Genomic DNA, 26,755 nt, shown 5'->3' on the forward strand with positions numbered 1-26,755 from the left:
CCACCCTCAACGCCATGCTCAGAGACAACAAGCCCTGGACACAGCTCACCGCCTAACCAAACACAGTTGCTCATCCGGCGCTTCGCGCCACCTTCTCCCGACGAGCGGGAGAAGGAAAATCAGTTCCGGACCTTGAACCGCACCAGCTGTTTCGCCGGCGCGTCCCAGTCCGGGTCGAGCGACTGCGCCTTCCGGTAGTCCAGCCACGCCGCCTTGGCGTCGCCCAACCCTTCCTGCGCAAGCGCCCGGTTGTAGTAGGCCTTGGCCGGCTCATCGACGCCGAGGGCGATGCCCCGGTCGATCTCGGCCAGGGCTCCGGCATAGTCCCGGTCCGCCATTCGCAGCACGCCGCGGTTGACGAAGGCTTCGCCCAGTTCGGGGCTCAGCCGGATGGCTTCCTCGAAATCCCGCGCGGCCGGGCCATAGGCCTTGCCACGCATCTGCATCACGCCGCGGTTGACCAGGGTGCCGGCGCGGTCACGAATGGCCAGCCCCTCCTCAAGGGCGCGGGAACAGGTTTCGATGGAGGCCTTGTCCGACTTGCCGCGGAAGGCCGCCTTGGAGCAGGCCGGGGCCAGGCCTTCGCCCAGCACCAGGACTGAAGCGCTGGCGGAGGAACCCGCCGCCAGCGCCATCAGCACGCCCGCCAGAAGCGCGGGCGTCCGGTTCACTTGCGGGTCACCGAGAAGCGGGTGAGCTGCAGCTGCGGCTCCTTCCACTCCGGCGCCAGGGCGATGGCCTGTTGATAGGCCAGGTAGGCGTTCTTCGGATCGCCCATGGCCTCATAGGCGATGGCGCGGTTGTACCAGGCCTTCTCCGGCTCATCGACGCCCAGCGCCATGCCGCGATCGATCTCGGAGAGACCCTCGGCGTACTTCTGTTCGGCGATCAGGCTGGCGCCCCAGTTGACGTAGGCCTCGCCCAGGTCCGGCGACAGGCGCAGGGCGTTGGCGAAGTCGGCGCGCGCGTCATCGTAAGAAGCCCGGCGCAGCTTCAGGATGCCGCGGTTGACGAAGGTGCCGGCGCGATCGCGCGGACCCATGGCCTGGGTCTCGATGGCCAGGGTGCAGTTGTCGATGGACTTCAGGTCGTTGCGGCCGCTGAGGGCGGCCTTGGAACAGGCCGTCGCCAGGCCTTGCCCGAGCACGAGAGCCGCGCCGGAAGCAGGCGTGGTGGCGGCAAACAGGGTGGCGGCCGTCATGGCGGCGGCTGCGAACGCGACTTTCTTGGACATTAGCTTTTTTCCTCCCAGCGCTCAGTTGTGACCGTCATTAAAGTATCACGGTTCGTGGATAAGCCGCATTACAAATAGTCGCCGTCAAGCGGTTCGAAGGTCACGCCCGCGCTCGGTTGATATTCCTCGCTACGGCCCAATTGCTCAAGGCCAAGGCGAACCGCGACCGGGGCGAAATCCGAGTAGCCGGCCGGGCGATTTCCCGGGCCCGTCTTCCGGGCGGCGCTGGCGCTGCTTGATATCTCCGTCAGCCTACTGATCGATGTCTTGAAGGACGCCCTGTCGTCCGGCGCAAGTGGGCCGGCGACGGAAGACAGCGGCTTTACCTTTGGCGCCAACAGGATATCGACAGACCCCATGAATCTGACCCGCTTTCCTCGCGCCCGCTTCGCCCATCTGCCGACGCCGCTTGAGCCGGCGCCCCGACTTGGCTCCGTGCTCGGCATCGACCTGTGGATTAAGCGCGACGACTGCACCGGCCTGGCGGGCGGCGGCAACAAGACCCGCAAGCTGGAGTTCCTGCTGGGCGAGGCGCTTGCGCAGGGGGCCGACGTCCTGATCACCCAGGGGGCGGTTCAGTCCAACCATGTGCGGCAAACGGCCGCCGCCGCCGCCCGCTTCGGCCTGGCCTGCGAGATCATCCTTGAGGACCGGACAGGGAATCGCAGCCCCGACTACGTCGGCTCCGGCAACGTCCTGCTCGACCGGCTGCTGGGCGGCGGGATGCGCACGGTCCCGGCCGACACCGACATGAACGCCGCCATGGCCGCCCTGGCCGAGCAGCTCCGCGCCGAGGGCAGGACGCCCTACATCATCCCCGGCGGCGGCTCCAACAGCACCGGCGCGCTGGGCTATGTCGACTGCGCCCTGGAACTGGCCGCCCAGGCCAACGCCACGGGCCTGAAGATCGACCGCCTGGTCACCGCCACCGGCAGCGCCGGCACCCATGCCGGCCTGGTCGCCGGTTTCGCGGTCAGCGGCGCCGACATCCCCGTCCTCGGCATCGGCGTCCGCGCGCCGAAAGCCAAGCAGGAGGAGAATGTCTTCAAGCTTGCCGTTGAGACGGCGGCCCGGCTCGGCCACGAGTCCCGCGTCAAACGCGAGCAGGTGATCGCCGACTGCGACTATGTCGGCGCCGGCTACGGCCTGATCGACCAGGGGGTGATCGACGCCCTTAGCCTGGCGGCCCGCACCGAAGGCCTGCTGTTCGATCCGGTCTACACCGGCAAGGCCCTCAAGGGCCTGATCGCCCTCAGCAAGGCCGGCGCCTTCAAGGGCGAGACCGTGGTCTTCCTGCACACCGGCGGCGCCCAGGGCCTGTCCGGCTACCACTTCGAGTTGGAAGCCGGCCTGAAATGAAGGTGTTGGGCGTCCTTGGCGGCATGGGCCCCGCGGCCACACTCGATTTCCTGGGCAAGCTGCAGGCCGCCACCCCCGCCGCCCGCGACCAGGACCACATCCGGGTCGTGATGGACCTCAACCCCCAGGTCCCCGACCGCAATGTCGGCGATGGCGCGGCCGGCCCGGTGCTGGCCGCCATGGCCGTCCGCCTGCGCGACGCAGGGGCGCAGGTCCTGGCCATGCCCTGCAACACCGCGCACCTGCACGCCGAGGAGATTCGGGCGGCCAGCGCCCTCCCCCTCATCGACCTGATCGACATCGCCATCGCCGCCGCCGGCCACGCCAAACGCATCGGCGTGCTCGGCACCCGCCTGGCCCTCGACATCTACCGGGATCGCCTGACCGCCGCCGGCCGCGAACCGGTCCTGCCGACCGATGCGGCGCAGGATGCCTTCATGGACATCCTCTACCGCATCAAGTCCGGCGACACCGGCCCCACCGCCCGCGCCCTGATGGCCGCCTGCGCCGCCGGCCTGGAACACCGGGGCGCCGAAGCCGTCATCGCCGGCTGCACGGAGGTCCCACTGGTGCTGTCGGCCGCCGACCTCGCCGTGCCGCTGATCGACGGCTCAGCGGAACTGGCAAAAGCCTGCGTCGCGGCCTGCCGCCCCGGCTGACCCCCACCCTTTCCGCTCATCCCGGCGACTCGCGGGGCGGGGTCGATGGCAGATGAATATGTCTAGACATATCCATTTCAACGCCTGAACGGACCGCCGGCCGCACGCCGCCAGACAGGGTCATTCGGGGTGGATCCAGGGTGGTTCAAACGACCCTGGATGCCGACGAAAAGCTGGTCCCGCATGGGTCAAAACGACCAGTTACGTGGTTGTTTTTGCTGATATTTTCCAGCTGCCATTATGGCCAAATCTGCTACAATGGACCCGCTTCGCAAGTCCGCTACCCCTCATGCTCCTCGATCCCGGTCAGCGTCACCCAAGGATGCTGCCGCTCCTCGTAGACCGCCCGCACCGGGGCCGGGAAGGTCGGATCGGCGAAGGCGCCGACGGCGATGGCGACCACCTCCGGCGCCTCGGGAAATCGCCAGCTGATCGTCGTGCCGCAGCTGGGGCAGAAGTCGAAGGTGGCGGTCATCCCGCCATCGCCGGTGCGGCTGAAGTTCGAGCGCGGCCCGACCAGCCGCACCTTGTCCGTCTCGAACCGCGCCTGCACGCCAAAGGCGCTGCCGGTCCGCTGCTGGCAGGCCAGGCAGTGGCAGACGCTGACCCGCACCGGTTCGCCCTCGCAGACCGCGATCAGCGCCCCGCAGCTGCAGCTGGCCGTGCGGCTCATGGATGGAAGGCCGGCTTGTCGCCCAGCACCGTCGCCCGGGTCATGATCCGCCGGTGCGGCAGGAAGTCGTCGACCGCCCGGTGCTGAGTATTGCGGTTGTCCCAGAAGGCCACGTCACCCGGCCGCCAGCGCCAGCGGACGACGAATTCCGGCTGCTGGACGTGCTGGTTCAGGAAGGCCATCAGCGCCTTCGACTCCTCGCGCCGCAGCCCCTTGATCCGGCGGGTGAACACCGAGTTGACGAAGATGCCGGGCTCGCCGGTCTCCGGATGGGTGCGGATGACCGGGTGTGTCACCGGCGGGTTGGCCGCCACCGCCTTGTCGTACTTCTCGCGTCCGGCCTGCGAGCCCGCAATCCCCTCGGCTGTGAAGGCGTAGGAAAAATCATGAACCGCCTCAAGGCCTTGCAGGAATTTTTGCATCGGCTTCGACAGGGCGTTGTAGGCCGCCGTCATCGAGGCCCACATGGTGTCGCCACCGACCGGCGGCAGCTGCCGCGCCGCCAGGATCGAGCCCATCGGCGGGGTGTCGATGAAGGTGACGTCGGTGTGCCAGAAGTTGTTGTCGGTGGGGTTATCGACGTGATTGTCGATGACCATGATCTCGGGATGACCCTCGTCCCGGTCGTACAGCGGATGGACGTGCAGGTCGCCGAACCGGGCGGCGAAGTCCCGCTGCTGGGTGGGCGTGAAGTCCTGCCCTTCGAAGAAGATCACCTGGTGCCTGAGGAGCGCCGCCCGGATGTCGCCGATCAGGTCGTCGCTGGCCTGCTCGGCCAGGTTCACCCCACGCAGCACCGCCCCGATGGCCGGCGACAGGGGCTCGATCTCAAGCACGTTGGAGCGGGTCATGACGGCGTTTCCCAAGCATTTCCGCCACTGTGCCATGGCTTTGCGGATCGGTCAGCCCAGTTCGCCGGGGGTCGGCGGCGGAACCTCGCGGTCGTCCAGCTGCCTGCGAATGTCGTCGTGCGCCGCCTGGTCCAGCTTGTGGCCGCTGATGATCCAGGCGGCCAGCACGCCGAGCCCGGCCGGCAGCAGAGCGAACAGGGCGCCGAGGGTGTTGAGGGCCAACTCGCTGTTGGCGGCCCCGGCCTTGGCGTCGAAACCGACGGCGTCCAGGGTGAACAGGCTGACCCCCACGGCGATCGAGGTGCCGATCTTGATGGTGCCGCTGAGCAGGGAGAACAGCATGCCCGAAAGGTCGGCTCCGGTGCGCAGCCGGACGACGTCGGCCACATCGGCCATCATCGACCGCAGCAGGATGCTGCCCGCCGAGAAGGGCAGGCCCGCGACGAACGTCACCAGGATGCTGACCAGCGGCCCGCCCGGTACGACCAGCACGCAGATCTGGACGAACGCATAGCAGAGGGCGGCGACGGCCAGGGCCCGGTGCTTGGTGATCAGCTTGGCCAGGCGCGTCCAGAGCGGCGCCCCGGCCAGCGCGCCCAGGAAGTAGAACAGCAGCAGCTGCGCCGTTTCCGGCCGGCCATAGCCCCGCACGGATTCAAAATAGAAGAACAGCAGGGTGCCGGCCACCGTCGGGGCCGTGCTGATGATGATGTCGGTGGCCAGCACCCGCAGCACCATCGGCTCCCGGATCATCCGCCAGTAGTGCCGCCAGTTGATGTGGTGATCGACGTTGACGCTGGCCGGTTCAGGCATGGCCAGCATCGCCAGGCCGACGGTCAGCGGCAGGGCGGCGATGACGAACCAGCCCATGGCGTGGACCCCCGCCGCGTCCGTCCCGCCCATCTTCCCGACGATCACCGGCAGAGTGAGAATGATCAGCATGCCGGCCACGGTCAGCGCCTGCCACCAGCCGTAGATGCGGGATCGTTCGTGGTACTGGGTGGCCGCCTGGGAGGCCCAGGCCATCATGCTGAGCTGCCCCATCGACTGGCCGATCCCGACGATGATCAGCCAGAAGGTCAGATAGACGGCGCCGACCCCCGGCTTGGCCATGAACAGGCTGAAGATCGCCAGCATGGCGATCGGCGCGCCGATCAGCACCCAGGGCCGGAAGCGGCCCAGCGGCGTGCGGACACGGTCCACCAGATAGCCGAAGGCCGGGTCGAACCCGAGGTCGAACAGGCGGATCAGCACGCCGGCGGCGGCCACCGCCGCCAGGTTCACCCCCAGCTCCTTGCTGTAGTAGTTGGGCAGATAGATGGTGATCGGCAGCAGCATGGCCGACAGCGGGATCGCCGGGGCCGCGAAGGCGGCGAGACGCCAGCCCGAATGTCTCTCAGCGGCCATGAACGCGGCGCCCCCCGATTTTGGGGTCATGTTGAACGCTCGTTTGAGGCGCGGCAAGCACCACTCCCCCCTTTTCGGGAGGCGCGGCCGGCGAAGGTTCACGCCCATGGTCACGCCGGGGCTGAGGTGAGCCGCGAGCGACCAGGGACAGGCGTCATGACCACGACCTATTCCAAGCGTGAGAACGCCTTCGAGAAGGGCGAGCATGTCTGGCGGGTCGAGGACGACTGCCTGATCTGGACGCGGCCGAGCGGCGACAGCCTGACCCTCCTATGGAAAGACGTCGGGGCGGTGCGGGCCGCCTTCGCTCCGACCCGCTGGAAGACCTGGCGGCATGTCTTCGAACTGACCACCCGCAAGGGCGCCACCCTGTTGATCGACAACGCCCACTTCAAATCGGTCGGCGATTTCGAGGACCGTTCGCCCAGCTTCATTCCCTTCGTCCTGGCCTGCCTCGACCGTGTCGTCGCCCTGGCCCCCGACGCCAGGGCCTCGGTCGGCGCCGGCCCGCTCAGCTATTTCGGCCAGCTGGCCTTCATGCTGAGCATGATGGCGCTGCTCGCCTTCGTGCTGATCGCGCTACCGACGCCGCTCGGCTGGCTGGTCATCGTCAAGCTGATCCTGATCGCCGTCATGCTGCCTGTCGCCGCCGTCTGGGCGGTCCGCTCCCGGCCCCGGACCGTGCCCCTGAGCCTCGGCGCCTTCCTTCCCGGTTTGCCAGAACTTTCCGGTAACCGGCCGTAAACCATAGATAATTTGGAACCTCCCTTCGTTTGTCCCATTCTGGTCTCAACGAGAGGAGGCAATCTGTGAGTGTCCATCATCATCAGTTGCAGCCGGACGCCTTCGAGCGCCTCCGTGAACAGCTCGCCACCGCTATCGCCCTCTGCGACGACGACCAGATCCTCAGCCTGGCCGACGGCCTGCACGATGCCCTGCGCCGTCGCCGCGCCGCCCGCTTCGTGGAAGCCCGCGGCGAGGCCCGCAGCTGGCGGCCGACGGCCGAGTGGGCCAACTCCTAGATCCGAGGCGGCTGCCTCCGGAATCCGCCGGACGCTCCGGCGGATTCCGGACGGGTAGGAACGGCTAACCCTTGGCAGCGGCCACGAACGCCGGGTCCTGCAGCAGGGCCCGGGCCAGCTTGGGATAGAGGGCGTTGTAGTTGTTGATCGCCGCCGGGATGGCGATGGCCCCGATGAAGTTCGAGTCCCAGGTCGCATCGACCCGCAGCACCTTGTCGTAGACCACAACGCCGCCGCGGGTCATCACGAACCGCGCGGCGAGCGAGCCGCTGGCGGTGGCGAACCCGGCGCTGTCCAGCTTGCTCTCGGTCAAGAAACCGGTGACCTCCAGGGCCGAACTGTCGTCCAGCTTGCCGGCTGCCTTGAGTTCGGTCGCCAGGGTCTGACCGAGATAGGCGGCGAAGGAATTGCCCGACGGCGGCTTGATCGTCGAGGCCCGCGAGTTGATCGACCTGTCCTTGCCGGCCGGCAAGGAGGCGTCTGGCTTGAAGGCGCCGACCCGGATCGGGCCCACGCCCGAGATCTGCAGGGTCTGCAGGGTGTCGATGCTGGCCACCGGTTCGACCATCGGCGTCGTGGCGCAGGCCGACAGGCCGAGCGTCGCGGCCAGCGCCAGCGCGAGGGCGGCGAGAAGACGGCCGCGCATCAGCGGAGACCGCCAGTCGCGGGGGCAGGAGCCGGCGCCGCTTCCGGCGCGGCCGGCGTCGCGGGCTCGGCGGGAGCCGCGGCCGGCTCGACCAACGGGGCGGCGGCGACCACGAAGCCCGGATCCTTGGCGACATCGTTGACGCCGTTGGCGATCACATGGCGGGTGACAGTCATGATCGCGTCCTCGAACCCCTTCATCTTGATGGTGTTCTCGGGCGCCTTGGTCAGGCCGATCGTTGAGATGATCTGGTGCTTGATTTCCTTGGTCACCTTCGGCGCACCCGGCGCCGGGATGTATTCGAAGGTGCAGACGTAGTAGTCGATCACCGTGGTGCCCGCGAGGCCGAAGGTCAGGCCGGTGGCGAAGCCCTTACCGGCCGCCCCCTCCTGCGGGATGTTCTCGATGGTCACCGACAGGACGGCGCCGCCGGACGCCGGCCCCGTTGTCACCTCGCTGAAGGCCCCGGTCGCCTTGACGTTCTCAGTCACGGCCTTGGTCAGGTACTTGGTCGCCTGCGGGTTGGGGGCGCCCTTGGTCTTGAACTGGAACAGCAGCTGCACCGGCGCGGGCGAGGCCACCACGGCCTTCTCGGCGGCCGGCACGTCGGTCGGCGTCGGCAGCAGATACTGCCCCGCGAAGGCGGCGCCCGGCGCGGCCAGCAGGAAGGCGAAAAGCAAGGCAAGGCGCCCCGCGAGCGACGACAGGTGTTTGAAGAGCGAAATCACGGCTAAGGCCCCCGGTTGAATGCACATGGGGAAGCCCCGGCCCGACGCCGGATCACCCCCGAGGCGCACCATGCAAGGCGGCCAACGGCCTGTAAACGCAAAGTTTCACGACGCCGGGCGCTCGCCTTCAGCCGTTCAGCCAGTCTGTGAGGCCTTCACGCCGGCAGACTTCCACAAAGGCCGGCCGACCGCGCATGCGGGTGACATAAGGCCCCAGGTTCGGCCAGCTGGTCGCCGGCCGCGCCATGTTGCGCGACCAGCGCATCAGCATGGTCGCCAGGAGATCGGCCGTCGTCACCGTCTCGCCCAGCAGATAGGGGCGCCCGTCGGCCAGCAGACCGTCCAGCCGCTCGAAGACCCCCTCGATCCGCCGCCTGGCCAACGCCTGCACGGCCTCGGCCCCGGCCGGGTCGCCGTCCTTGTCGGCGTAGAACCAGTCGCGCATGGCCGGCGACAGACCGTTGGCCAGCACCAGCATGGTCTCCAGCCAGGCCGCCCGCCCAGGCGACCCGACCGCCGGCGCGAAACCGCCCTCCGGGTGCCGCTCGGCCAGCAGCATCAGCAGCGCCGCCGATTCGCTGACCGGCGCCCCGTCGACCACCAGGGTCGGCACCCGGCCGGCCGGATTGAGCGCCAGATAGGCCGCCGATCGCTCGGCCTTGATGTCCACGGCCTCCGCCTCGAAGGCGACGCCGAGTTCGATCAGCATCCAATGGACCGCCAGGCTGGCCGTGCCTGGCGAATAGAACAGCAGGTAGCTCATGGACGCCCCGTGTTCGGTCGTCATGCGCAGGTGGTGCCCCCGGTCGGGCTCGAACCGACACTCCTCTCGGAACCGGATTTTGAGTCCGGCGCGTCTACCAATTCCACCACAGGGGCCCGCGCAAGCGGATCGAGAAGGCCCGGCAATCTAGCGATGGCGAGGGCGGCGTCAACGCGCCTCGATGTCGAAAGCCAGGTAGGTCACCGTCTTGCCGTTGGCCAGCCTGGCCTCGCCGACCGGACGGAAGCCGAAGTTGCGGTGGAAGGCGTCTGAACCAGGGTTGGGCGGGTCGGCATTGACCTCGCAGACAAGGCGGACGTGGCCGGCCGCCCGCGCCTGATCAACCAGGTCGCGATACAGCCGCCGGGCCAGTCCCCTGCCCCGCGCCGCCTCGGCGGTGACCACCCGGTCGATATAGACGAATCGCTCATAGCGCTGGCGGAACCACAGGAAGTTGGAGCTGTCGTAGTCCGCGTCCTGATCGAAGGCGATCAGCAGGGCGTCGGCGAGGCCGCTACACCGGGCCGCGAACGCTTCGCCAACCAACCGCCGCAGTCCGGACGCGTCGAGCAGGGACAGCTCCACGGCATGGGCGTTGTTCAGGCCCAGGAGCGCCTCACGCAGCCGGGCGTCGTTTTCAAGCATGGCGGCGTCGAGCGTGCTGATCATCCGCTGGCCCTATCGGCCGGAAACAGCAGTGTAAACCGCTCGCTAGCGCCCGGCGCTCAGGGATAGGCCAGCTTCGGATACCAGTCCGCTCCCCGGCCCTCCGGCGTGGTGTCGAGGATGGTCCACAGCGGCGACAGGTCCGGCGCGCCGCGAGGATCCTGGCCCGGGTCCATGGTCTCCGGCCCCATCTCGCCGCTCCAGAAGTGGCGGATAACGCCGTCCCGGCGGGTGAAGACGTCATAGGAGGCGCTGTCGCCGCCGTCCGCGGCGATGGCGTGGTAGTCGCGGCTGTAGGCCTGGTCGACGTCGCTGTACCAGGGCACGTGCTGCCAGCCGCGCTCCCGGCTGTAGGCGGTCAGCCGCTCGATCGGTGAACGGGCGACGACGGCGAAGACGGCCCTTTGCTGGATGTCGGGAATGGTCGCGTCCCAGGTCCCGACGGCGTTGGTGCACATCGGGCAGGCGGTCTGGCGCTGCGGCCCGAACATGAAGCTGTAGACGATGAGGGTGTCCTTATCCCCGAACAGCTCTTCGAACGTCACCTCGCCCTCCGGTCCGATGAAGCGGTAGTCGCCCGTGACCTCGCCGCCCGGCGGCAGGGCCCGGCGCTGGGCCGCCACCCGCTCGATGTGGCGGCGCAGCTCGATCTCCTCGGCCAGCAAGGCCTCGCGGGCGCGGCGGTACTCGGCGCTTTCGTTCGGGAAGCGGATCGGGCTGGCGTGGGCCAGGGTCTTGGCGTCGGCCAAGGCCTTCGGTTCTGCGGAATCGGCCATGGGGTCCTCCATGGGGAGGTCAGCGCCTCCCCCGGCCCATGGTTCCGAAATCAGCGGCCGTTGTCACCCGACAGCTTGGTCGCCGCCGCCTCCAGCCGCAGCAGCAGGCGCTTGAGCGTCGCCACCTCGCTGGGGGCCAGGCCGGCCAGCAGGGCCGCCTCATACGCTTTCGCAAGGGGCGCGATCTCGGCGTGCAGGCTGCGGCCCATGGTGGTCAGGGTCAGCAGGTGGCTGCGGCCGTCGGCGGTGTTGGAGTCCCGCGCCAGCAGGCTGCGGGCGACCAGCTCGCGCGCCGCCCGGGACACGCTGACCTTGTCCATCACCGTGCGGCTGACGACCTGCTGCTGGGTCAACCCGCCCTCGGCAAGCACCGCCATCAGCCGCCATTGCGGAATGGTCAGGCCGAAACGGTCCTCATAGGCCCGGGCGATCAGCCGCGAGACACCGTTCGACGCCACCGACAGCCGGAACGGCAGGTAGTCGTCGAGCACCAGGACGGAGGTGTCCGCCGCGGCGGGCGCTGGAGCCCCCAAAGCCGGGGCCAAGGACAGATGGCCGGCCACGCGGCGCCTCCTCATCACACAGGCGCCACGGTCTGTTCGATGGCGCCGAAGATGCTGTGACGCCGGCCGTCGCGCATCTCAATCCGCACCGTGTCGCCGTGCTTCAGGAAGGGCGTTTTCGCCTCTCCGTTGAGCAACGTCTCCACCGTGCGCACCTCGGCGATGCAACTGTAGCCGTGGCCGCCGTCGCCGATCGGTTTGCCTGGACCGCCGGCCGCGTCACGGTTCGACACCGTGCCCGAGCCGATCACCGTGCCGGCCGCCAGCTTGCGGGTCTTCGCCGCATGGGCGATCAGGGCGCCGAAGTCGAAGGTCATATCGACGCCGGCGTCGGCCTGGCCAAAAGCCTTGCCGTTCAGCTCGACGTCCAGCCGGCCGTGCAGCCTGCCGTCGCTCCAGGCCTCGCCCAGCGCATCGGGCGTCACCGCCACCGGCGAGAAGGCGCTGGCTGGCTTGGACTGGAAGAAGCCGAAGTTCTTGGCCAGTTCGGCGGGGATCAGGTTGCGCAGGGAGACGTCGTTGCACAGCATGACCAGCCGGATGTGGCCGAGCGCCTCCTTAGCGCTCACCCCCTGCGGCACGTCGCCGGTGATCACCGCCACCTCCCCTTCCAGGTCACAGCCCCAGGCCTCGTCGGCCAGGGGGATCGTATCGCGCGGCCCCAGGAAGCCGTCCGAGCCGCCCTGGTACATCAGGGGATCGGTCCAGAAGCTGTCGGGCATCTCGGCGCCCCGCGCCTGGCGCACCAGGGCCACGTGATTGACGTAGGCCGAACCGTCCGCCCACTGGTAGGCGCGCGGCAGCGGGCTGGAGGCATCATGCTCGTGGAAGCGCTGGCGCGGCACGCCGCCGACCTCCAGGCTGGCCGACAGGGCTTTGAGGATCGGCTCGCACCGCTCCCAGTCGTCGAGCGCCGCCTGCAGGGTCGGGGCGGCGGCGGAGGCGTCGAAGCACCAGGCCAGATCGTTGGACACCACGACCAGCTTGCCGTCACGGCCGGACTTGAGGGAGGCGAGCTTCACGGGCGTTTCCTTATGGTTTCTTGATGAGGCGACTGACCCGCGCCCCCTGGTCGTAACGCGACGGGCCGCCAAAGACGGCCACCTCGCAGAGAATGTCACCGCCTTCTTCAGCGGCCCAGATGTAGTTTCGCTCCACCTCGACCTCGCGCCCGGCGGGCGACAGGCCCTCGAAGGTGTCGCCCCAGGGGGTGATCTTCGACAGCTCGCGCCAGCTCAAAGTCAGGGCCCGGGTCAGTTCGTCCTCGGCGAAGGCCGTGAGGTCGGGATCGCTCATGTGTCGGCGCCAACCTTGTCCCAGTCGGCCTCGTCGCCAATCAGCCAGTTCAGGCCCCGGTGGCGCTCCCTCACCACGCCTTCTCTCAGCCCAGCCGGAATCGGCAAGCCATCGAGAGCCGTCTCCCGCACCGCCCAGTGATAACGATAGATCAGGTCCGCCTCGTCGAGAATCTCGCCGATTGGCCGAAGCCGCGCTTGGGCGACCAGGGACTTGCCGTGGTCGAAGACGACCAGATCGCCCAGGCTGTCGATCTCGACAAGCCGATCAAGCGGCCCCAATTTCGCCCGACGCCCCAGCGCCCATGCCATCGGCACTGCCGCCTCGTAGAGCCATTTCGCCTGCTTCACCGCCCGCGGGCTCGGCGCCGCCGTGTCCATGAAGGCCAGCTCGTCTGGCGAAAAGGCCGCGCGATCGCCCACCGCCTCGCGCACCACCTTCGACTGGGCGTGGTCGTTCACCATGGCCTTGTGGGTCATGACCATCAGCGCGCATAAACGGCGCGCGACGGCCTCCGCACTTGGCGGCTTCGCCTCGTTGGAATCGACGATCACCGGCAGCTCGTCGCTGTAAGGGACGCCCTCCGACTTCAGCCGTGCGATCGACCGCTGCTTGCGGGCCTCTGCCTCGGTGGTCGCGGAGAGGGCGGGAGAGCCACCGACCAACGGTAGCCCAACCAGCCCCCACAGCAACGAACGCCTTTGCATACCGCTCATCCTGCCGTCTTCCAGCTGTCGACATAGGCCGGGTTCTCGACCAACGAAGCCCCCTCGCCGACCTCCAGCGGATCGCGGGTGTCGATCATGACGGCATACTCGTCGGTCGCCGGCTTCGGCTGGCTGAGCATGTTCTTCAGCGCCCTGGGATGCGGGCCGTGGGTGAAACCGCTCGGGTGGAAGGTCATCATGCCGCTCTCGATGTGGTCGCGGCTGAAGAAGTCACCAGCGTGGTAGAACAGCACCTCGTCGAAGTCGTCGTTGTTGTGGAAGAAGGGGATCTTGATCGCCCCCGGATCGGTCTCGAACGGCCGCGGCGTGAAGGTGCAGACCACGAACCGGTCGCTGAGGAAGGTGGTGTGGACGCTCGGCGGCAGGTGGTAGCGATGGCTGACCACCGGCCGGATGTCCTTGACGTTCAGCCGCACGGGGCTGAGCTCGCCATGCCAGCCCACCGCGTCCAGCGGGTTGTAGTCATAGGTCGCCACCGACACCTGGCCACGCTTCTTGATCCGAACCGGGAACTCACCGGCCAGCGCCTGGTGGTCGCGGAAGGCCTCGTCCATGGCCGGGGTGTCGAGCATGGCCGGGTCGAAGATGGCGTGCGGGCCGAGCAGGCCCTTGTCGGGCAGGGTGTAGTGGGTGTTGGTCGCCTGGATGGTCAGCACCGCCGTCGCTTCGCTGGGCGCCAGCCGCCACATCGTCCCGCGCGGCAGGTAGAGGTAGTCGCCGGCCTGGTAGCCGATCCGCCCGAAGTCAGTGAAGAGATCGCCGGCCCCGGCATGGATGAACAGCAGCTGGTCGCCGTCGGCGTTGCGGGCCAGATCGGTCAGCTTGCCGTCCGGCTTCCAGAACCGCAGCTCGGTCGCATTGTTGTGCAGCACCACCGGCGCATCCCAGGGCGAGGCCTGCGGCTGGTTCAGCCGGTTCAGGTCGAACGCCCGCGGCCGCAGCGGGCCCTCGAACTTCGACCAACCCGTCGGCGGCCGCGGGTGATAGAGGAACGCCGCCGGCCCGAAGAAGCCCTCCTTGGACATCTCCCGCTCATAGGCGCCGTCCGGCAGGTCGGCATGCGCCTGACGGCTGTGAGCGCCTTGCGCGCCGCGGACGGGAATCCAGTTCTTCTTACTCATCGTGCGCCTTCTAGGGCTCATCCTTGTAGATCGAGATCACCGGCGCCGAGCCCGCCGACGCGCGCGCCCGGTACATGCCCGGTGTGTTGAAGCTCCAGGCCAGCTGGCCGTCGGCGGTCAGGGCGATGACGCCGCCGTCGCCGTTGATGGCGACCAGCTGTTTCTGGACCACCTCGTCGGCCGCCGCCTGCAGGCTCATGCCCCTGTACTGCACCAGGGCGCAGATGGTCCGCGCCACCGTCAGGCGGATGAAGTACTCGCCCGTCCCGGTCGCCGAGACCGCGCAGCTGCGGTTATCGGCATAGGTGCCGGCCCCGATGATCGGCGCGTCGCCGACCCGGCCCCAGCGCTTGGCCGTGGTGCCGCCCGTCGAGGTGCCGGCGGCGATGTTGCCGGCGCTGTCCAGCGCCGCGACCCCGACCGTGCCGAACCTGTGGTCGTCGATCAGCGGCCCTTGCGAAATCTGCTTGGCCGGGGCCGGCGCGTTCGGCGGCCGGGTCGGGATCGGCAGCTTCTGGGCGTTGAGTTCCTTCTCCAGCCCTTCCCACCGCCGCTCGGTGAAGAACCAGGCCGGATCGACCTGCTCCAACCCGTTGGCCAGCGAGAAGGCGTCCGCCCCCTGCCCGACCAGCATCACATGCCGCGACTTCTCCATCACCGCCCGGGCCAGGCTGATCGGGTTGCGGGTGCGGGTGACGCCGGCCACCGAGCCGGCCTTCATCGTCGCCCCGTCCATGATCGCCGCGTCCAGTTCGTTGCGGCCCTCGGCGGTGAAGACCGCGCCGCGCCCGGCGTTGAACAGCGGATCATCCTCCATCACCCGGATGATCGCCTCGACCGCGTCCAGGGCGCTGCCGCCCTTCTCCAGCACCCGCTGGCCTTCGGCCACGGCGCTGGCCAGCGCCTCGCGATAGGCCGCCTCCGTCGCCGCATCCATGTTGGCCCGCTCGATGACGCCGGCCCCGCCGTGGATGACGAGGGCCCACTTGGGCTTGGGCGGGCTTTGGGCGGCGGCCGGCAGGGCGTAGGCCAGGGCCAGAACCACCAACAGTCTCGCAGCCAGCCTCATGGGTCACTCCCGGTCCGCGCTCTTGCCGGCGCGAACCGATAGTAACGAATGAAACCAGCCTCTTGGAAGGGCGAGGCCCCGCCTAAAGCGTCCAGGTCCCGCTATCGGCGGTCACGTTGCCGTTGATCTTCAGCTGGTAGTCGAACCGTCCGTCCCCGTTCACATCCAGCTTCAGCAGGGTCAGCGCCTGGCCAGCGATGTAGGTCAGGGTCATCTGGCCGGCCGACTTGGTGAAGCTCGACACCAGGCTGAAGGCCTGGTCGCCATCGAGGCTGGCGTTAGCGTCGATGGCCGACAGATCGATGACGTCGCCCTGGCTGGTGTAGAAGTCCTTGAGGCTGTCGGTCTCATTGACGCCGATGGACTCCTGCAGCACCGCGAACACATCGGCGCCGCTGCCGCCGCGGATGTTGTCGTTGCCGGTCCCGCCGGTGATGTGGTCGGCGCCGCCGCCACCCTGGATGACGTCGCCGCCGGAGCCGCCGAGGATGACGTCGTTGCCGTTCATCCCGTCGAGGGTGTCGATGCCGCCGCCGCCCTCCAGCCGGTTGTGGTAGTTGTTGCCGGTGATCCGGTTGCCCAGGCCGTTGCCGATCCCGTCGATGTTACGGATCGTCGTCAGCGTCAGGTTCTCGAGATTGTCCGACAGGGTGAAGCTGACCGAGGCGGTGACCGAATCCGCCCCCTCCCCGGCCAGTTCCTCGATCACGTCCCCGGCCCCGACGATGTAGAGGTCATTGCCGATGCCGCCGCGCAGGACGTCCGCGCCATCGCCGCCGTCGAGGGCGTCGTTGCCGGCCCCGCCGACCAGGGTGTCGATCCCCGCGCCGCCGAACAGCTGGTCGGCCCCGTCGCCGCCGTTGAGGGTGTCGTCGCCGGCCAGGCCGTTGACGATGTCATTGCCGCCGAGGGCGTTGATGATCTCGGTCACTGCAGTGCCGTTGATGACCTCGCTGCGCGCTTTGCCGTTGATGGTCGGCGGCGGCGGGGGCGTCGGAACTTCGAAGACCGGTCCGGGACTGCTGTCTCCGGCCACTACGGCGTTGGTCAGGCGCACCGCGGTGGTCCCGTCGAATGCATAGAGCTCGAAGCCGTTGACGCCATCGCTGGCCATGAAGCTCAGCCGTCCCGCGACGACTTCAATCTCCGGATCGGAGAAGGCGTCGCCAAGATCGAGATCGACCGCCCGGACCGTCCCGTCCGCCGTGCCGTCGGTGCGCCATAGTTCGTAGTGGTCACCGACATCGGCGATGAAATAGACCAGTCCCTGGAACAGCGTGAAATCAAATGGATAGCTGCCGCTGGCGCCGGGCCTGACCTCAATCATCGCCGCGCCGTTGGCGTCGGCCACCCACAGCTCGAAGTCGTCCGGTTGCTGGGCGGCGGTGAAGATCAGCCGATCTCCCAGCGAGATCATCTGACTGGTGATCTGCGATCCGACCGAGGCGATCTGCCGTGAGCCAGCAAGCGTGCCATCGGTCGCCCAGAGCGCCATTCCGCCCCCTTCCAGGACGGTGACGTAGGTGATGTCGCCGTTCAGCGTCCTCGGGTCGGTGAGGAGCGATGGGGTCGAGTACAGCCGGTCCTGGACAAGGCGGACAGTCCCGCCCACCGTTCCGTCGGTGCTCCACAGGTCATAGGTGCTGCCCATGGAAGTCCGGCTTGAGAAGATCAGCCGCCCCTCATGAAAGGCATAGGCGGTTTCGAACGCACCGCTGAACCCGAGGGAGACAGTTCCGGCGACCGTGCCGTCGCTGGCGTACAGCTGCTGGCTGCCGAACATCCCGACCACCTCCTGCACGAACAGGATGCGTCCGTCCAAAGTCGTCGCATGGCCGTAGTCCAGGTCTCCGAATCCGCTGTGCGCTGCTTCCACGCCGAGGATGCGGGTGGTCGCCAGGTCGCGGTAGGCGTCGCGAAGCTGGATCGTTCCGGCGGTGGTTCCATCCGTGACCCAGAGGTCTCCGGCGGTATTGCCGTCGTTGGCGACGAAGAACAGCCTGTCACCCGCGACCGCGAAGTTGCGCGGATTGCTGTAGCCCTCGCCGATCGCCCGGGTTCCGGCGAGCGTGCCGTCGGTGATCTTCAGGATCGGTACGCCGCCATCCCCCGTTGCGGCGAACACCCAGGCGTCCCCCATCTGAACGATGTTGTCGAACTGCTGAGGAACGTTCGAGGGCGAGATGCCTCCCAGATTTACTGTTCCGGCGGCCGTGCCGTCGGAGGTCCACAGCTGATTGACGCCGCCGTTCGTGACCCGGACGAAGATGCGATCCTCAAAGGCGCGCGCGACAACGGCGGTCCCCGCCGTGTCGAGCAGCTTGACGGTGCCGTCCGCGGTCCCGTCGCTGAGCCAAAGCTGGGCGGTCCCGACCCGGGTGGCGAACACCACCTGATCACCGAACGGCAGGATCAGCGATGCCGGGGTCAGCCCGCTTATGCCGCCGGCGCCGATCTCCTTGACGATATGGGTTCCGGCCACCGTGCCGTCGGATACCCACAGCTCCAAGCCATGCCCTGGTGTGGTCGCCTGGAAATAGTATTTTCCGTCGACCTGCAGCCCGTCGTAGCCGTCCGTCGCTCCTGCCAGCAGTCGCACCGTCCCCGCGGCGGTTCCGTCGCTGAACCAGCGCTCGATCGCGCCGGCGACGGTTTCGACCTCGAAGATGGCCCCGCCGTTGATCTCTTCGAAGCCGTACCCGACCGCCGTGCCCACCGAGGGATCAGGCACAGGGTTGGCGTCCGTTACGATATGGGTGCCGGCCGCGGTTCCGTCGGTCTGCCAGAGCTCAACCCCGGTTGAATCGGTGCGGGCCGAGAAGAACAGGGTGTCGCCTACTACGCGGAAGTTCGTGTATTCTCCGTCGCGGGCGCCCGGCACGCTGTCCAGCAGCATCCGCGTTCCGGCGGCCGTGCCGTCCGTGACCCACAGCTCCCGCCCGCTCGACGGGCTGCCGGCGATGTAGACGTAGCGCTCACCGAACTTGATGAAGTCACTGGGCAGTTCGTTGCGCGGGTTCGGGAAGGTATAGGTCTGCACGTAGCTGGCGAGCTGGAGCGTGCCGCCAGCCGAGCCGTTGGTCGCCCAGAGTTGTTCGGTCCGGCCGTTGCCCTGGTCGCTGATCACACGGAACAGGAACTTGCCGTCGACTTGGCCCAGAGGCACGAACGGCGAGCCGTTGAAGTTGCCGAGGGTCTTGAGCAGCGTGGTGCCGCCGTTCGTCCCGTCGGTGATCCAGACGCCCCAGTTCTGATCCGGCAGCCGCGCCGCGAACAGCGCCTGGCCGCCGTAGGCTTCAATGTCCAGAATCTGCGTCGAGTAGAAGTCCGGAACGATTTCCTTGAGCAGGCCTGTGCCGGCGGCCGTACCGTCAGTGACCCAAAGTTCCTCTCCGTGAGCAGCGTCCCTGCCCAGGAACACGACCTTGCCACCCGCCAGCGTGAAGTTCGGGGTGGGCAGCGAATTGGCTTGGGGGGCCGTGAGGCGGACGGGGCCGGAGCCATCGGCGTTGGCCACCCAGATCGCATAGCCCGACCCGTCATTGCCGATGAAGTAGGTCTTCGACCCGATCACCGTTTCCGCGGCGCGGAAGGTGACACCGCCCAGGTCGACGGCGGGAGCCCTCTGGGTTCCGGCTGACGTTCCGTCGGTCTCCCACCAGCTGAACCCGCTGACCCCGACCAGGAACTGAAGCTTCCCGTCCACTTCGCGTGTCTGCACGTAGGAGGTCTGGGTATTCTGGTTGAAGCTGATCGTAACGCCGCCCGCACCCGGATTGATGTCTGCCAGCAGCATGGTGCCCGCGGCCGTGCCGTCGGAGGCCCACATCTCCCGACCGGTCACACCGTCGGTGGCCAGGAACACCACGCGATCGCCAACTGTCCCCACGTAGGTGATCCCGGCGGCCGCGGCGTTTCCGGGGCGGATCTCCTTGACCAGCTGCGTTCCCGCCGCCGTGCCGTCGGTGACAAACAGCTCCCGGCCGAGATCCGGCGTGTTGGCCGTGAAGAACAGCTTGCCGCCGACGGCCTTCAGGATGACGGGGTTGGACGATCCCGTTCCCGGATAGGCGTCGAACAGCCGGACCGGGGCGTTTTGGTAGTCGGCGACCCAAAGCTCACGGCCGCCGTCAGCGGAGGTCGCCAGGAAGACGACCTTTCCGTTGATCAGCGTGAAACCGTCCGGGTTTGATGCAGCCGTCCCCGGATTGATGTCGGACCACAGGGTGGCCCCGCTGCCGTCCGAATCCGCAATCCACAGCTCACGACCGTGCACGCCGTCGTCGGCGGCGAATAGAACCTTGCCCACTTTGAAATCCCCCCACACGGCCGGCTCCGCCAGGCCGTAACGCAACTGATGCGTCAACCTAGCGAACCGGAAATGGGGAGCGCAATCGCTAACTCATGACGTTCGCAAGAACGCCGTTCTCCTTAAGCCTGCACAACCCCGCGCCGGATCTGGTCCAGCTCGATGCTCTCGAACAGGGCCTTGAAGTTGCCCTCGCCGAAGCCCTCGTTGCCCTTGCGCTGGATGATCTCGAAGAAGATCGGGCCGATCAGATTCTCGGTGAAGATCTGCAGCAGCAGGCCCTGGCCCTCGGTCGGGGCGCCGTCCAGCAGGATGTTGTCGGCCTGCAGCCGTTGCAGGTTCTCGCCATGGCCCGGCACCCGGGCGTCGAGCAGCTCGTAGTAGCTGTCCGGCGTCTGCTGGAACTTCACGCCGCGCTCGCGCAGGGTCTCGACGGTGGCGAAGATGTCGTCGGTTCCAAAGGCCAGGTGCTGGATGCCCTCGCCCTTGTAGTCGCGCAGGAACTCCTCGATCTGGCTCTGGTCGTCCTGGCTCTCGTTCAGCGGGATGCGGATCTTGCCGTCCGGGCTGGTCATCGCCTTGGAGAACAGGCCGGTGACCTTGCCCTCAATGTCGAAGTAGCGAATCTGGCGGAAGTTGAAGACCTGCTCGTAGAAGTCGGCCCACTTGGCCATGTTCCCCCGGAACACGTTGTGGGTCAGGTGGTCGAGGTAGGTCAGGCCGACGCCGTTGGTGGCCAGCTTCTCCTCGGCGCCCTCGATCGGCAGGAAGTCGACGTCGTAGATCTCGTGGGCGCCGTAGCGGTCGACCAGATAGAGGTTTGTCCCGCCGATGCCCTCAATGGCCGGGATGTTCAGCTCCATCGGCCCGACCAGGCCGTGCACCGGCTTGGCGCCGCGCTCGACGGCCAGCTTGAAGGCCTTGGCGGCGTCGCGCACGCGGAAGGCCATGGCATTCGCCGACGGGCCGTGGGCGGCCTGGAACTCGGCGGGCTGGCCGACCGGCTCCATGTTGAGGATGAAGTTGATGTCGCCCTGGCGGAAGCGCAGCACGTTCTTGGAGCGGTGTTTGGCCACCGCCGTGAAACCCATCAGCTCCCACAGGGTCTTCAGGGTTTCCGGATCGGGCGAGGTGAACTCGACGAACTCGAAGCCGTCGGTGCCAAGCGGGTTGTCGAACAGGTCCTTGGTGGTGCTGGGGGCGTTCATCTGAGGTGCCTTTCCGATCGGGGGGTCGCTTTGACGATAGTATCATATGAAACTATCTGCGCAACGCGCCGGACCCAATCAACGTCCGCCTATGCGCGCGGTTCGAAATCCCGCTTGGCGTTTTCCTCGCCGCCCTCTAGCACGGGCTCATGCTGCGCAAACTTTACGATTGGGTGATGGGCCTCGCCGGTTCCAAGCACGCCCCGTCCGCCCTCTTCGCCGTATCGTTCGCCGAGGCGTCGTTCTTTCCCATCCCGCCGGACGTCATGCTGGCTCCGATGGTGCTCAAGCGGCCCGAGCGCGCCTGGTTCTATGCCTTTGTCTGCACCCTGGCCTCGGTGCTCGGCGGCCTCGCCGGCTACGCCATCGGCTACTACCTGCAGGACCTCGGCCGCTGGCTGCTGTCATTGAGCGGCAACTCCGGCGACCTCGACACCTTCCAGTGCTGGGTGCGCGAGTACGGGGCCTGGGTCGTGCTGATCAAGGGCCTGACCCCAATCCCGTTCAAGCTGGTGACCATCGCCATGGGCATGGGCAAGCTCAGCCTGCCGATCTTCATCCTCACCGCCACCCTCACCCGCGCCGCCCGTTTCTTCCTGGTCGCCGGGGTGGTCAAGGTCGCCGGCCCGGCCATGCTGCCGGTCATCGAGAAGCGCCTGGGCCTGGTCGCGCTGGGGGTGATCGTCCTCATTGTCGCCGGATTCGTCATCGCCCATTTCCTCGGGGGCGGCGCGCCAGCCGTCTGTTAGAGACACCTCGATGCAAGCGCTCAAACGGCTGATCTCCTTCCTGCTGCGCCATTGGCCCGAGACGGCGCTGTTGTCGGCCGCCCTGATGCTGGCCGTCGCCCACGCCTTCCAGAGCTTCCTGCTGCTGATGCCCTGCACCCTCTGCCTGCGGGCGCGGGAGGTCTACTGGGTCGCCATGGCCATCGCCGCCGTCGCCATCGTCGTGCGCCGCACCGCCCTGGGCCGCCGCACCGCGCCCTGGTTCGACTTAGGCCTGGGCCTGGTCTTCCTGTTCGGGGCGGGTCTGGCCTTCTACCACGCGGGGGTCGAGCAGCTGTGGTGGCCGGGCCCGACCGCCTGCTCCAGCAGCGGCGGGGCCGGCGGGTCCTCGGCGGCGGGCGTGCAGGACCTGCTCAACGGCGCCAAGGCCGCCGCCCCGGCCTGCGACAAGATCGTCTGGTCGCTTCTCGGCCTCTCCATGGCCGGATGGAACGTCATCGTCTCGCTGAAGCTGGCGGTGTGGAGCTTCATCGCCGCCGGGGCCGAACCGAAGACGGGCCTCCTGAAATGAGCGCCAAGCCCATCCCCGCCCGCCCCGGCATGGGGGCCCAGACCGGGCGCCTGGCCGAGATTCTGCGGGTCGACCAGGCCGGCGAACTGGCCGCCGTCCACATCTACCGCGGCCAGCGGGCGGTCATGGACCGCGCGCCGGGCATGGGTCGCACCGCCGCCCAGCTGGCCGAGATGGAGGGCCACGAGCAGGTCCACCTCTCCCGTTTCGACGAGATCCTCAACGAACGCGGCGTCCGCCCCACCCTGATGTCGCCGGTCTGGCGGCTGGCCGGCTTCGCCCTTGGGGCCGGCACCGCCCTGCTCGGCGAGAAGGCCGCCCACGCCTGCACCGAGGCGGTCGAGACGGTCATCGAGCAGCACTATGCCGGCCAGATCGCCGAACTGGAAAAGCGCGAGCCCGAGCTGGCCGCCGAACTGACCAAGTTTCGCGACGATGAACTGGCCCACAAGGACATTGCGGTAGGGGAAGGAGCCCGAGAGGCGCCTGGCTATCCGCTGCTGGCCGCGGTCATCCGCGCCGGCTGCCGCGCGGCCATCAAGATCAGCGAGAAGATTTAGCGGAACCCGGGACGCTCGCGGCTGGTTGCCTCTGTAACCAGAGGTAACCCCATGTCCGATCCCGGCCCCGACTTCGAACCGACGCCCGATCCCGCCCCGGCCTACGATCCCGAGCCGCCGGCGACCGACCCCGGCCTGCCGACCGAACCGGGGCCCGCGCCTGCCACCGATCCAACGCCGCCGCCGACGATTTCCTAGTCCTCGTCCTTCGGCGCGGCGCCGGCCATATGCTTCCAGACGTGACGCAGCGCCTTGAGTTGCCGCGCGGTGGTCTCGCGCAGGTCATGGCGCTCAAGCAGTTCCAGCCCGACCTTGTTGCCCCGCCGCCAGACGACCTTGGCGTCCCAGGCGATGCCTTCGCGGACCTGCAGCAGGTGCAGTTCGTTGGGGATCAGGTGCGGCGACGGCGTCTCGACCAGGGCCCCTTCGGCGCTGAGGTTCTTGATCACGCAGTCGATGGTGATGTTGGCCTGGTCGGTGGCCAGCTTGCCGGTCAGCAGCGCGCGCTGGCGTTGATTGCGGCGTCTTTCGACAGGACGAGGCGCGATGGAACTGGACATGCCTTGATCCTAGTCACTGTCGCATTGCCAACACGTTGATATGCGAGCCCCCTTTTCGTGGGCTGAAATGGGCCTATTTTGAGCCTAGATGGACGCGGAAGGGGGCCCCGTGCTGTTCAAACGCAAGACCAACAAGGACGATTTCGAGCGCGAGGTGCGGCTGGAGATGTCCTACATGCGCGACCTGCACGGCGAGGAAGCTCACCTCTTCGCCAAGGAACGCGCCGCCCGGCCGCGGCTTGGCGGATCTCGCAGGCGGGTCATCGAGGAAGCCGCCCGTCGTCTGGCCTCGGGAAACAAGACGGAATCGCAACGACCGAACACGGCTCCGCCTCGCTGAACATTGATATTGCTTAATGTTTCCAATTTGTAATCACCCTTTACTCAAACAGGGTGTACTGCGGCGGGATGCCGCATGCAGGGTTTGAAACAGGCGGGACGCGCGTCCTCCACGGGCTAGGGCCCCAGCTCACCGCCACCCCGGACATCCTCCTCCATTCCATCGATCCGGTGCATGAAGCCGCCTATCTCGTGCGCCTGACACGCCGCCACTACGTCGAGGCCAGCTTCCTCGACGACCGGGTGCTGGGCGAGGACACCCCCGGCCTCTGGGCCCGTCTCGACGAGATCGCCGAGCACGCCGCGGACCTGCCCGAGCGCTGCGACTTCATCTTCCACGTCGGCCATGTCGGCTCGACCCTGCTGTCGCGCCTGCTCGGCGCTGTCCCGGGCATCCATTCCCTGCGCGAGCCGACGGCCCTGCCCCTGCTGGCCCAGATCCACGCCCAGCTGCCCCGCCCCGAAAGCCTGTGGTCGCCGGAGCGGTTCGAGGCCGTGCTCGGCCTCTGTCTCAAGCTGTGGTCGCGCACCTACGCCCCCGGCCAGACGCCGCTGGTCAAGGCCACCAGCTGGGCCAGTGAACTGGCCCCCGCCCTGCTGGCCCGCCCGAGCAAGCCCCGCGCCCTGATGATGACCGCCGCCCCGGAAAGCTGGCTGGCCGGCGTCCTGGCCAGCCAGCATGGCCTTGGCGACGTGCGCAGCTCGGCCACCGTCGCCATGGCCCGGCTGCACCGCCGTCTCGGCGTCGAGCCCTGGCGACTGCACACGATGTCGGTCGGCGAGCGCGCCGGCCTGGTCTGGACAGCGGAGATGCTGGCCATGGACGCCGCCGCCCGCGCCCACCCGGACCAGGCGCTGTGGATCGACTTCGATGTCTTCCTGGCGAACCCGGCCGAAGGTCTCACTCAGGCCCTGGCCCACCTGGGCCAGCCCGCCGACCCGGCCGTCATCCAGGCCATCGTCGCCAGTCCGCTGATGAGCCGCTACGCCAAGAACCCGACCCAGGCCTTCAATCCGACCACCCGCCGCCATCTGCAGGCGACCTCGCGGGCCAACAACGCCGCCGAGATCGCCAAGGGCCTGGCCTGGATCGACGCGGCCGCCAGCCGCTTCCCGTCCATCGCCCGCCTGCTGGAACGCTCCTACGCCTCCAGCTCGATGTCCCAGTAGAGGTAGTCGAGCCAGCTTTCGTGCAGGTGTCCCGGCGGGAACCGGCGTCCGCGCTCCTGCAGCTCGTGCATCGAGGGCCGGCGCGGGGCCCGGCGCGGATGCATGTGGGCCTCGCGCGGCGTGCGGCCGCCCTTGGCAAGATTACAGGGGGCGCAGGCGGTGACGATGTTCTCCCAGGTCGTCCGCCCGCCCCGCGAGCGCGGCAGCACATGGTCGAACGTCAGGTCCATGGTCGAGGTGCAGTACTGACAGGAAAAGGCGTCGCGCAGGAACAGGTTGAACCGCGTGAAGGCTGGCGGCCGGTCCTGGCTGACGAACTGCTTGAGGGAGACCACCGATGGCAGCCGCATCTCGAACGAGGGACTGCGGATCACCTGGTCATAGGTCGACACCACATCGACGCGGTCGAGGAACACCGCCTTGATCACGTCCTGCCAGGGCCAGACGGACAACGGATAATAGCTGAGCGGCCGATAGTCGGCGTTCAGGACAAGGGCGGGCCAACCGGACGGCGCATGGCTGGTGATCTCCATCACCCCAGCTCCCGCAATGTGAAATACGCAATCGGACTGAAGACCCGCCTGCCTTTCCGCCGATACACGGGAATCGCCAACATTCCCGACGGCCCATTGAAGATGGCGCCGATAGGCGACGGCTCCAAGACACAGCCGCAAAAGAAAAGGGCCCCCGAAGGAGCCCTGGAAGTTTTCTTTGTCGCGAGGGGCGCGACTTGGATCGCGTGGAAACCTGCGGGCGCTGGCGGCCGGTGAGGGCCGGCCGCCTGCCCGATCGTTCTTACAGGCCGATGAAGGCCGTCGCGCCGGCCAGGATCAGACCCATGCCCAGAAACAGCACGGAGGCCGAACGGTCGAAGAGGCGCTCGAACGAAGACAGTTTGGAAACTTGCATGACACACACCTTTTAAGTTGTGGGCCCCATTTTATGGTGGCCCCCCTGTTGATCCCCTCGTCTCACCCGGGGAGGGGGGCGAAGGGTTTGTCCGATCTGGACAGTGCTTAGATAACACCGATCTAAGCGCTGTCAAGATGATCTTTACGTCGTTCGGATGAAAGTTTATACAGGTTCAATGAGCACCGCCGCTGTTGCCGATATCCGCCCCTACCACCACGGCGATCTTCGCCGCGCCCTGGTCGACGCCGCCGTCCGGATCCTGGAGCGCGAAGGGCCCAGCGCCCTGTCTCTGCGCGCCGTGGCGCGCGAGGCCGGCGTCAGCCCGGCCGCGCCCTACCACCACTTCAAGGACAAGGGCGAACTGCTCGACGCCGTCGCCCATGTCGGCTGGGAAGCCCTGGGCGTGGCCATGAATGACGCCAAGACCCGCTGCGACGCGGACATGGGCGCCATCCTGACCGAGATCGGCGTCTCCTATGTCCAGTTCTCCCAGGACCACCCGGCCCTCTACCGCGTCATGTATGACTGCTCGCGCGACAAGGACATGCTGCCCGAGGGCATCCAGGACAAGGAAGACAGCGCCTACTGCCTGGTCCGCGGCGCCTTCCGCCAGGTCGCCGGCGACGATGTCCCCGACATCGACGTCGAGCTGGCCACCATCGCCGCCTGGTGCGCTGGCCACGGCCTGGCCGAGATGAGCATGTTCAAGCAGTTCGCGCCCCTCAAGGAGGCCTTCGGCGGCGACCAGGGTTTCCTGCGCGCCGTGCTCAGCCACCTGGGCATGTTCAACCGCAAGACCCCCTCCACTTAAGGGTCCCGACGGAACGCGGGCGACGC

At 67.8% G+C, this 26,755-nt stretch carries 31 protein-coding genes and 1 tRNA gene; 11 read left to right on the plus strand and 21 right to left on the minus strand.

Features of this window, described 5'->3' with window-relative positions:
• Positions 1-119: 119 nt before the first annotated feature.
• Both AC1RSK_RS18850 and AC1RSK_RS18855 read right to left on the minus strand, forming a co-directional pair.
• On the minus strand, positions 120-671 hold the full coding sequence (locus AC1RSK_RS18850) for a tetratricopeptide repeat protein (RefSeq protein ID WP_492909156.1): 552 nt from the start codon (positions 669-671) through the stop codon (positions 120-122).
• Entirely contained in the window at positions 668-1,234 is a 567-nt protein-coding gene (locus AC1RSK_RS18855) for a tetratricopeptide repeat protein (RefSeq protein ID WP_492909157.1), read from the minus strand. The genes AC1RSK_RS18850 and AC1RSK_RS18855 overlap by 4 nt, the downstream gene beginning before the upstream one ends.
• 357 nt (positions 1,235-1,591) lie before the next feature.
• Here AC1RSK_RS18855 and cuyA point away from each other — a divergent pair, with 357 nt between their 5' ends.
• The gene (cuyA, locus tag AC1RSK_RS18860) at positions 1,592-2,593 is read left to right on the plus strand and encodes a D-cysteate sulfo-lyase (protein ID WP_492909158.1); all 1,002 of its coding nucleotides are present in this window, start codon (positions 1,592-1,594) and stop codon (positions 2,591-2,593) included.
• Entirely contained in the window at positions 2,590-3,252 is a 663-nt protein-coding gene (gene cuyB, locus AC1RSK_RS18865) for a cysteate racemase (protein ID WP_492909159.1), read from the plus strand. Before cuyA ends, cuyB begins: the two co-directional genes overlap by 4 nt.
• A 280-nt stretch (positions 3,253-3,532) precedes the next feature.
• On the opposite strand, the gene AC1RSK_RS18870 is transcribed toward cuyB, so the two are convergent.
• From AC1RSK_RS18870 to AC1RSK_RS18880, 3 genes are read right to left on the minus strand one after another with little or no spacing between them, the layout of a single operon-like run.
• Entirely contained in the window at positions 3,533-3,925 is a 393-nt protein-coding gene (locus AC1RSK_RS18870) for a GFA family protein (protein WP_492909160.1), read from the minus strand.
• Positions 3,922-4,776, minus strand: a complete 855-nt coding sequence (tauD, locus tag AC1RSK_RS18875) for a taurine dioxygenase (RefSeq protein WP_492909161.1) — start codon at positions 4,774-4,776, stop codon at positions 3,922-3,924. The genes AC1RSK_RS18870 and tauD overlap by 4 nt, the downstream gene beginning before the upstream one ends.
• Before the next feature lie 51 nt (positions 4,777-4,827).
• The gene (locus AC1RSK_RS18880; RefSeq protein WP_492909162.1) at positions 4,828-6,183 is read right to left on the minus strand and encodes an MFS transporter; all 1,356 of its coding nucleotides are present in this window, start codon (positions 6,181-6,183) and stop codon (positions 4,828-4,830) included.
• A 156-nt stretch (positions 6,184-6,339) separates the two neighbouring features.
• Here AC1RSK_RS18880 and AC1RSK_RS18885 point away from each other — a divergent pair, with 156 nt between their 5' ends.
• Both AC1RSK_RS18885 and AC1RSK_RS18890 read left to right on the plus strand, forming a co-directional pair.
• Positions 6,340-6,927: a hypothetical protein gene (locus tag AC1RSK_RS18885; RefSeq protein WP_492909163.1), complete on the plus strand. Its 588-nt coding sequence runs from the start codon at positions 6,340-6,342 to the stop codon at positions 6,925-6,927.
• Between the two features lie 65 nt (positions 6,928-6,992).
• Entirely contained in the window at positions 6,993-7,205 is a 213-nt protein-coding gene (locus tag AC1RSK_RS18890; RefSeq protein WP_492909164.1) for a hypothetical protein, read from the plus strand.
• Positions 7,206-7,269: 64 nt separating this feature from the next.
• Here AC1RSK_RS18890 and AC1RSK_RS18895 read toward each other — a convergent pair whose 3' ends face one another.
• The 14 genes from AC1RSK_RS18895 to hppD all read right to left on the minus strand — a co-directional run bounded on the left by AC1RSK_RS18895 (position 7,270) and on the right by hppD (position 21,078).
• Positions 7,270-7,851, minus strand: a complete 582-nt coding sequence (locus tag AC1RSK_RS18895; protein ID WP_492909165.1) for a hypothetical protein — start codon at positions 7,849-7,851, stop codon at positions 7,270-7,272.
• Entirely contained in the window at positions 7,851-8,531 is a 681-nt protein-coding gene (locus AC1RSK_RS18900; RefSeq protein WP_492909166.1) for a hypothetical protein, read from the minus strand. The genes AC1RSK_RS18895 and AC1RSK_RS18900 overlap by 1 nt, the downstream gene beginning before the upstream one ends.
• A 175-nt stretch (positions 8,532-8,706) precedes the next feature.
• Complete coding sequence (locus AC1RSK_RS18905) at positions 8,707-9,366, minus strand: glutathione S-transferase family protein (RefSeq protein ID WP_492909167.1); 660 nt, start codon at positions 9,364-9,366, stop codon at positions 8,707-8,709.
• A gap of 7 nt (positions 9,367-9,373) precedes the next feature.
• Positions 9,374-9,458 (minus strand) — tRNA-Leu (locus AC1RSK_RS18910).
• 52 nt (positions 9,459-9,510) lie between these two features.
• Positions 9,511-10,011, minus strand: a complete 501-nt coding sequence (locus tag AC1RSK_RS18915) for a GNAT family N-acetyltransferase (protein WP_492909168.1) — start codon at positions 10,009-10,011, stop codon at positions 9,511-9,513.
• A gap of 56 nt (positions 10,012-10,067) precedes the next feature.
• On the minus strand, positions 10,068-10,784 hold the full coding sequence (locus AC1RSK_RS18920; protein WP_492909169.1) for a DUF899 family protein: 717 nt from the start codon (positions 10,782-10,784) through the stop codon (positions 10,068-10,070).
• A gap of 50 nt (positions 10,785-10,834) precedes the next feature.
• On the minus strand, positions 10,835-11,347 hold the full coding sequence (locus AC1RSK_RS18925; RefSeq protein WP_492909171.1) for a MarR family winged helix-turn-helix transcriptional regulator: 513 nt from the start codon (positions 11,345-11,347) through the stop codon (positions 10,835-10,837).
• A 14-nt stretch (positions 11,348-11,361) separates the two neighbouring features.
• Positions 11,362-12,369: a fumarylacetoacetate hydrolase family protein gene (locus tag AC1RSK_RS18930; RefSeq protein ID WP_492909172.1), complete on the minus strand. Its 1,008-nt coding sequence runs from the start codon at positions 12,367-12,369 to the stop codon at positions 11,362-11,364.
• A 10-nt stretch (positions 12,370-12,379) separates the two neighbouring features.
• A complete protein-coding gene (locus AC1RSK_RS18935; protein WP_492909173.1) occupies positions 12,380-12,643 on the minus strand; it encodes a hypothetical protein in 264 nt (87 codons plus the stop codon).
• Positions 12,640-13,359, minus strand: a complete 720-nt coding sequence (locus AC1RSK_RS18940) for a DUF4272 domain-containing protein (protein WP_492909174.1) — start codon at positions 13,357-13,359, stop codon at positions 12,640-12,642. Before AC1RSK_RS18940 ends, AC1RSK_RS18935 begins: the two co-directional genes overlap by 4 nt.
• Positions 13,356-14,492, minus strand: a complete 1,137-nt coding sequence (locus AC1RSK_RS18945) for a homogentisate 1,2-dioxygenase (RefSeq protein ID WP_492909175.1) — start codon at positions 14,490-14,492, stop codon at positions 13,356-13,358. Before AC1RSK_RS18945 ends, AC1RSK_RS18940 begins: the two co-directional genes overlap by 4 nt.
• 10 nt (positions 14,493-14,502) lie before the next feature.
• A complete protein-coding gene (locus AC1RSK_RS18950) occupies positions 14,503-15,561 on the minus strand; it encodes an isoaspartyl peptidase/L-asparaginase family protein (RefSeq protein WP_492909176.1) in 1,059 nt (352 codons plus the stop codon).
• A gap of 82 nt (positions 15,562-15,643) precedes the next feature.
• Positions 15,644-19,870, minus strand: a complete 4,227-nt coding sequence (locus AC1RSK_RS18955; RefSeq protein WP_492909177.1) for a M10 family metallopeptidase C-terminal domain-containing protein — start codon at positions 19,868-19,870, stop codon at positions 15,644-15,646.
• A 122-nt stretch (positions 19,871-19,992) separates the two neighbouring features.
• Positions 19,993-21,078, minus strand: a complete 1,086-nt coding sequence (gene hppD, locus AC1RSK_RS18960; protein ID WP_492909179.1) for a 4-hydroxyphenylpyruvate dioxygenase — start codon at positions 21,076-21,078, stop codon at positions 19,993-19,995.
• A 149-nt stretch (positions 21,079-21,227) separates the two neighbouring features.
• Between hppD and AC1RSK_RS18965 the strand changes: the two genes are divergently transcribed.
• The 4 genes from AC1RSK_RS18965 to AC1RSK_RS18980 are packed head-to-tail and all read left to right on the plus strand — an operon-like array spanning position 21,228 to position 23,135.
• Positions 21,228-21,827, plus strand: a complete 600-nt coding sequence (locus tag AC1RSK_RS18965; RefSeq protein ID WP_492909181.1) for a YqaA family protein — start codon at positions 21,228-21,230, stop codon at positions 21,825-21,827.
• A 10-nt stretch (positions 21,828-21,837) separates the two neighbouring features.
• Positions 21,838-22,377 carry a disulfide bond formation protein B gene (locus AC1RSK_RS18970; RefSeq protein ID WP_492909183.1) on the plus strand — a complete coding sequence of 180 codons (540 nt, stop codon included), beginning with the start codon at positions 21,838-21,840 and terminating at the stop codon, positions 22,375-22,377.
• Positions 22,374-22,937, plus strand: coding sequence for a demethoxyubiquinone hydroxylase family protein (locus tag AC1RSK_RS18975; protein WP_492909185.1), 564 nt, complete (start codon positions 22,374-22,376; stop codon positions 22,935-22,937). Before AC1RSK_RS18970 ends, AC1RSK_RS18975 begins: the two co-directional genes overlap by 4 nt.
• 51 nt (positions 22,938-22,988) lie before the next feature.
• Positions 22,989-23,135: a hypothetical protein gene (locus AC1RSK_RS18980; RefSeq protein ID WP_492909187.1), complete on the plus strand. Its 147-nt coding sequence runs from the start codon at positions 22,989-22,991 to the stop codon at positions 23,133-23,135.
• On the opposite strand, the gene AC1RSK_RS18985 is transcribed toward AC1RSK_RS18980, so the two are convergent.
• Positions 23,132-23,497 carry a PilZ domain-containing protein gene (locus AC1RSK_RS18985; protein ID WP_492909188.1) on the minus strand — a complete coding sequence of 122 codons (366 nt, stop codon included), beginning with the start codon at positions 23,495-23,497 and terminating at the stop codon, positions 23,132-23,134. The genes AC1RSK_RS18980 and AC1RSK_RS18985 overlap by 4 nt on opposite strands.
• Before the next feature lie 88 nt (positions 23,498-23,585).
• Here AC1RSK_RS18985 and AC1RSK_RS18990 point away from each other — a divergent pair, with 88 nt between their 5' ends.
• Together AC1RSK_RS18990 and AC1RSK_RS18995 are read left to right on the plus strand one after the other, a co-directional pair.
• Positions 23,586-23,837, plus strand: coding sequence for a hypothetical protein (locus AC1RSK_RS18990; protein WP_492909190.1), 252 nt, complete (start codon positions 23,586-23,588; stop codon positions 23,835-23,837).
• Between the two features lie 191 nt (positions 23,838-24,028).
• Entirely contained in the window at positions 24,029-25,006 is a 978-nt protein-coding gene (locus tag AC1RSK_RS18995) for a hypothetical protein (protein ID WP_492909192.1), read from the plus strand.
• Here AC1RSK_RS18995 and AC1RSK_RS19000 read toward each other — a convergent pair.
• Complete coding sequence (locus AC1RSK_RS19000; RefSeq protein ID WP_492909194.1) at positions 24,979-25,539, minus strand: HNH endonuclease; 561 nt, start codon at positions 25,537-25,539, stop codon at positions 24,979-24,981. The two genes, AC1RSK_RS18995 and AC1RSK_RS19000, sit on opposite strands and share 28 nt — an antisense overlap.
• Positions 25,540-26,093: 554 nt before the next feature.
• Between AC1RSK_RS19000 and AC1RSK_RS19005 the strand changes: the two genes are divergently transcribed.
• Positions 26,094-26,729 (plus strand): TetR/AcrR family transcriptional regulator, encoded by a 636-nt coding sequence (locus tag AC1RSK_RS19005; protein WP_492909196.1) that lies wholly within the window; start codon positions 26,094-26,096, stop codon positions 26,727-26,729.
• Positions 26,730-26,755 lie beyond the last annotated feature (26 nt).

The sequence above is a fragment of the Caulobacter sp. GW821-FHT11A05 genome (assembly GCF_058809015.1).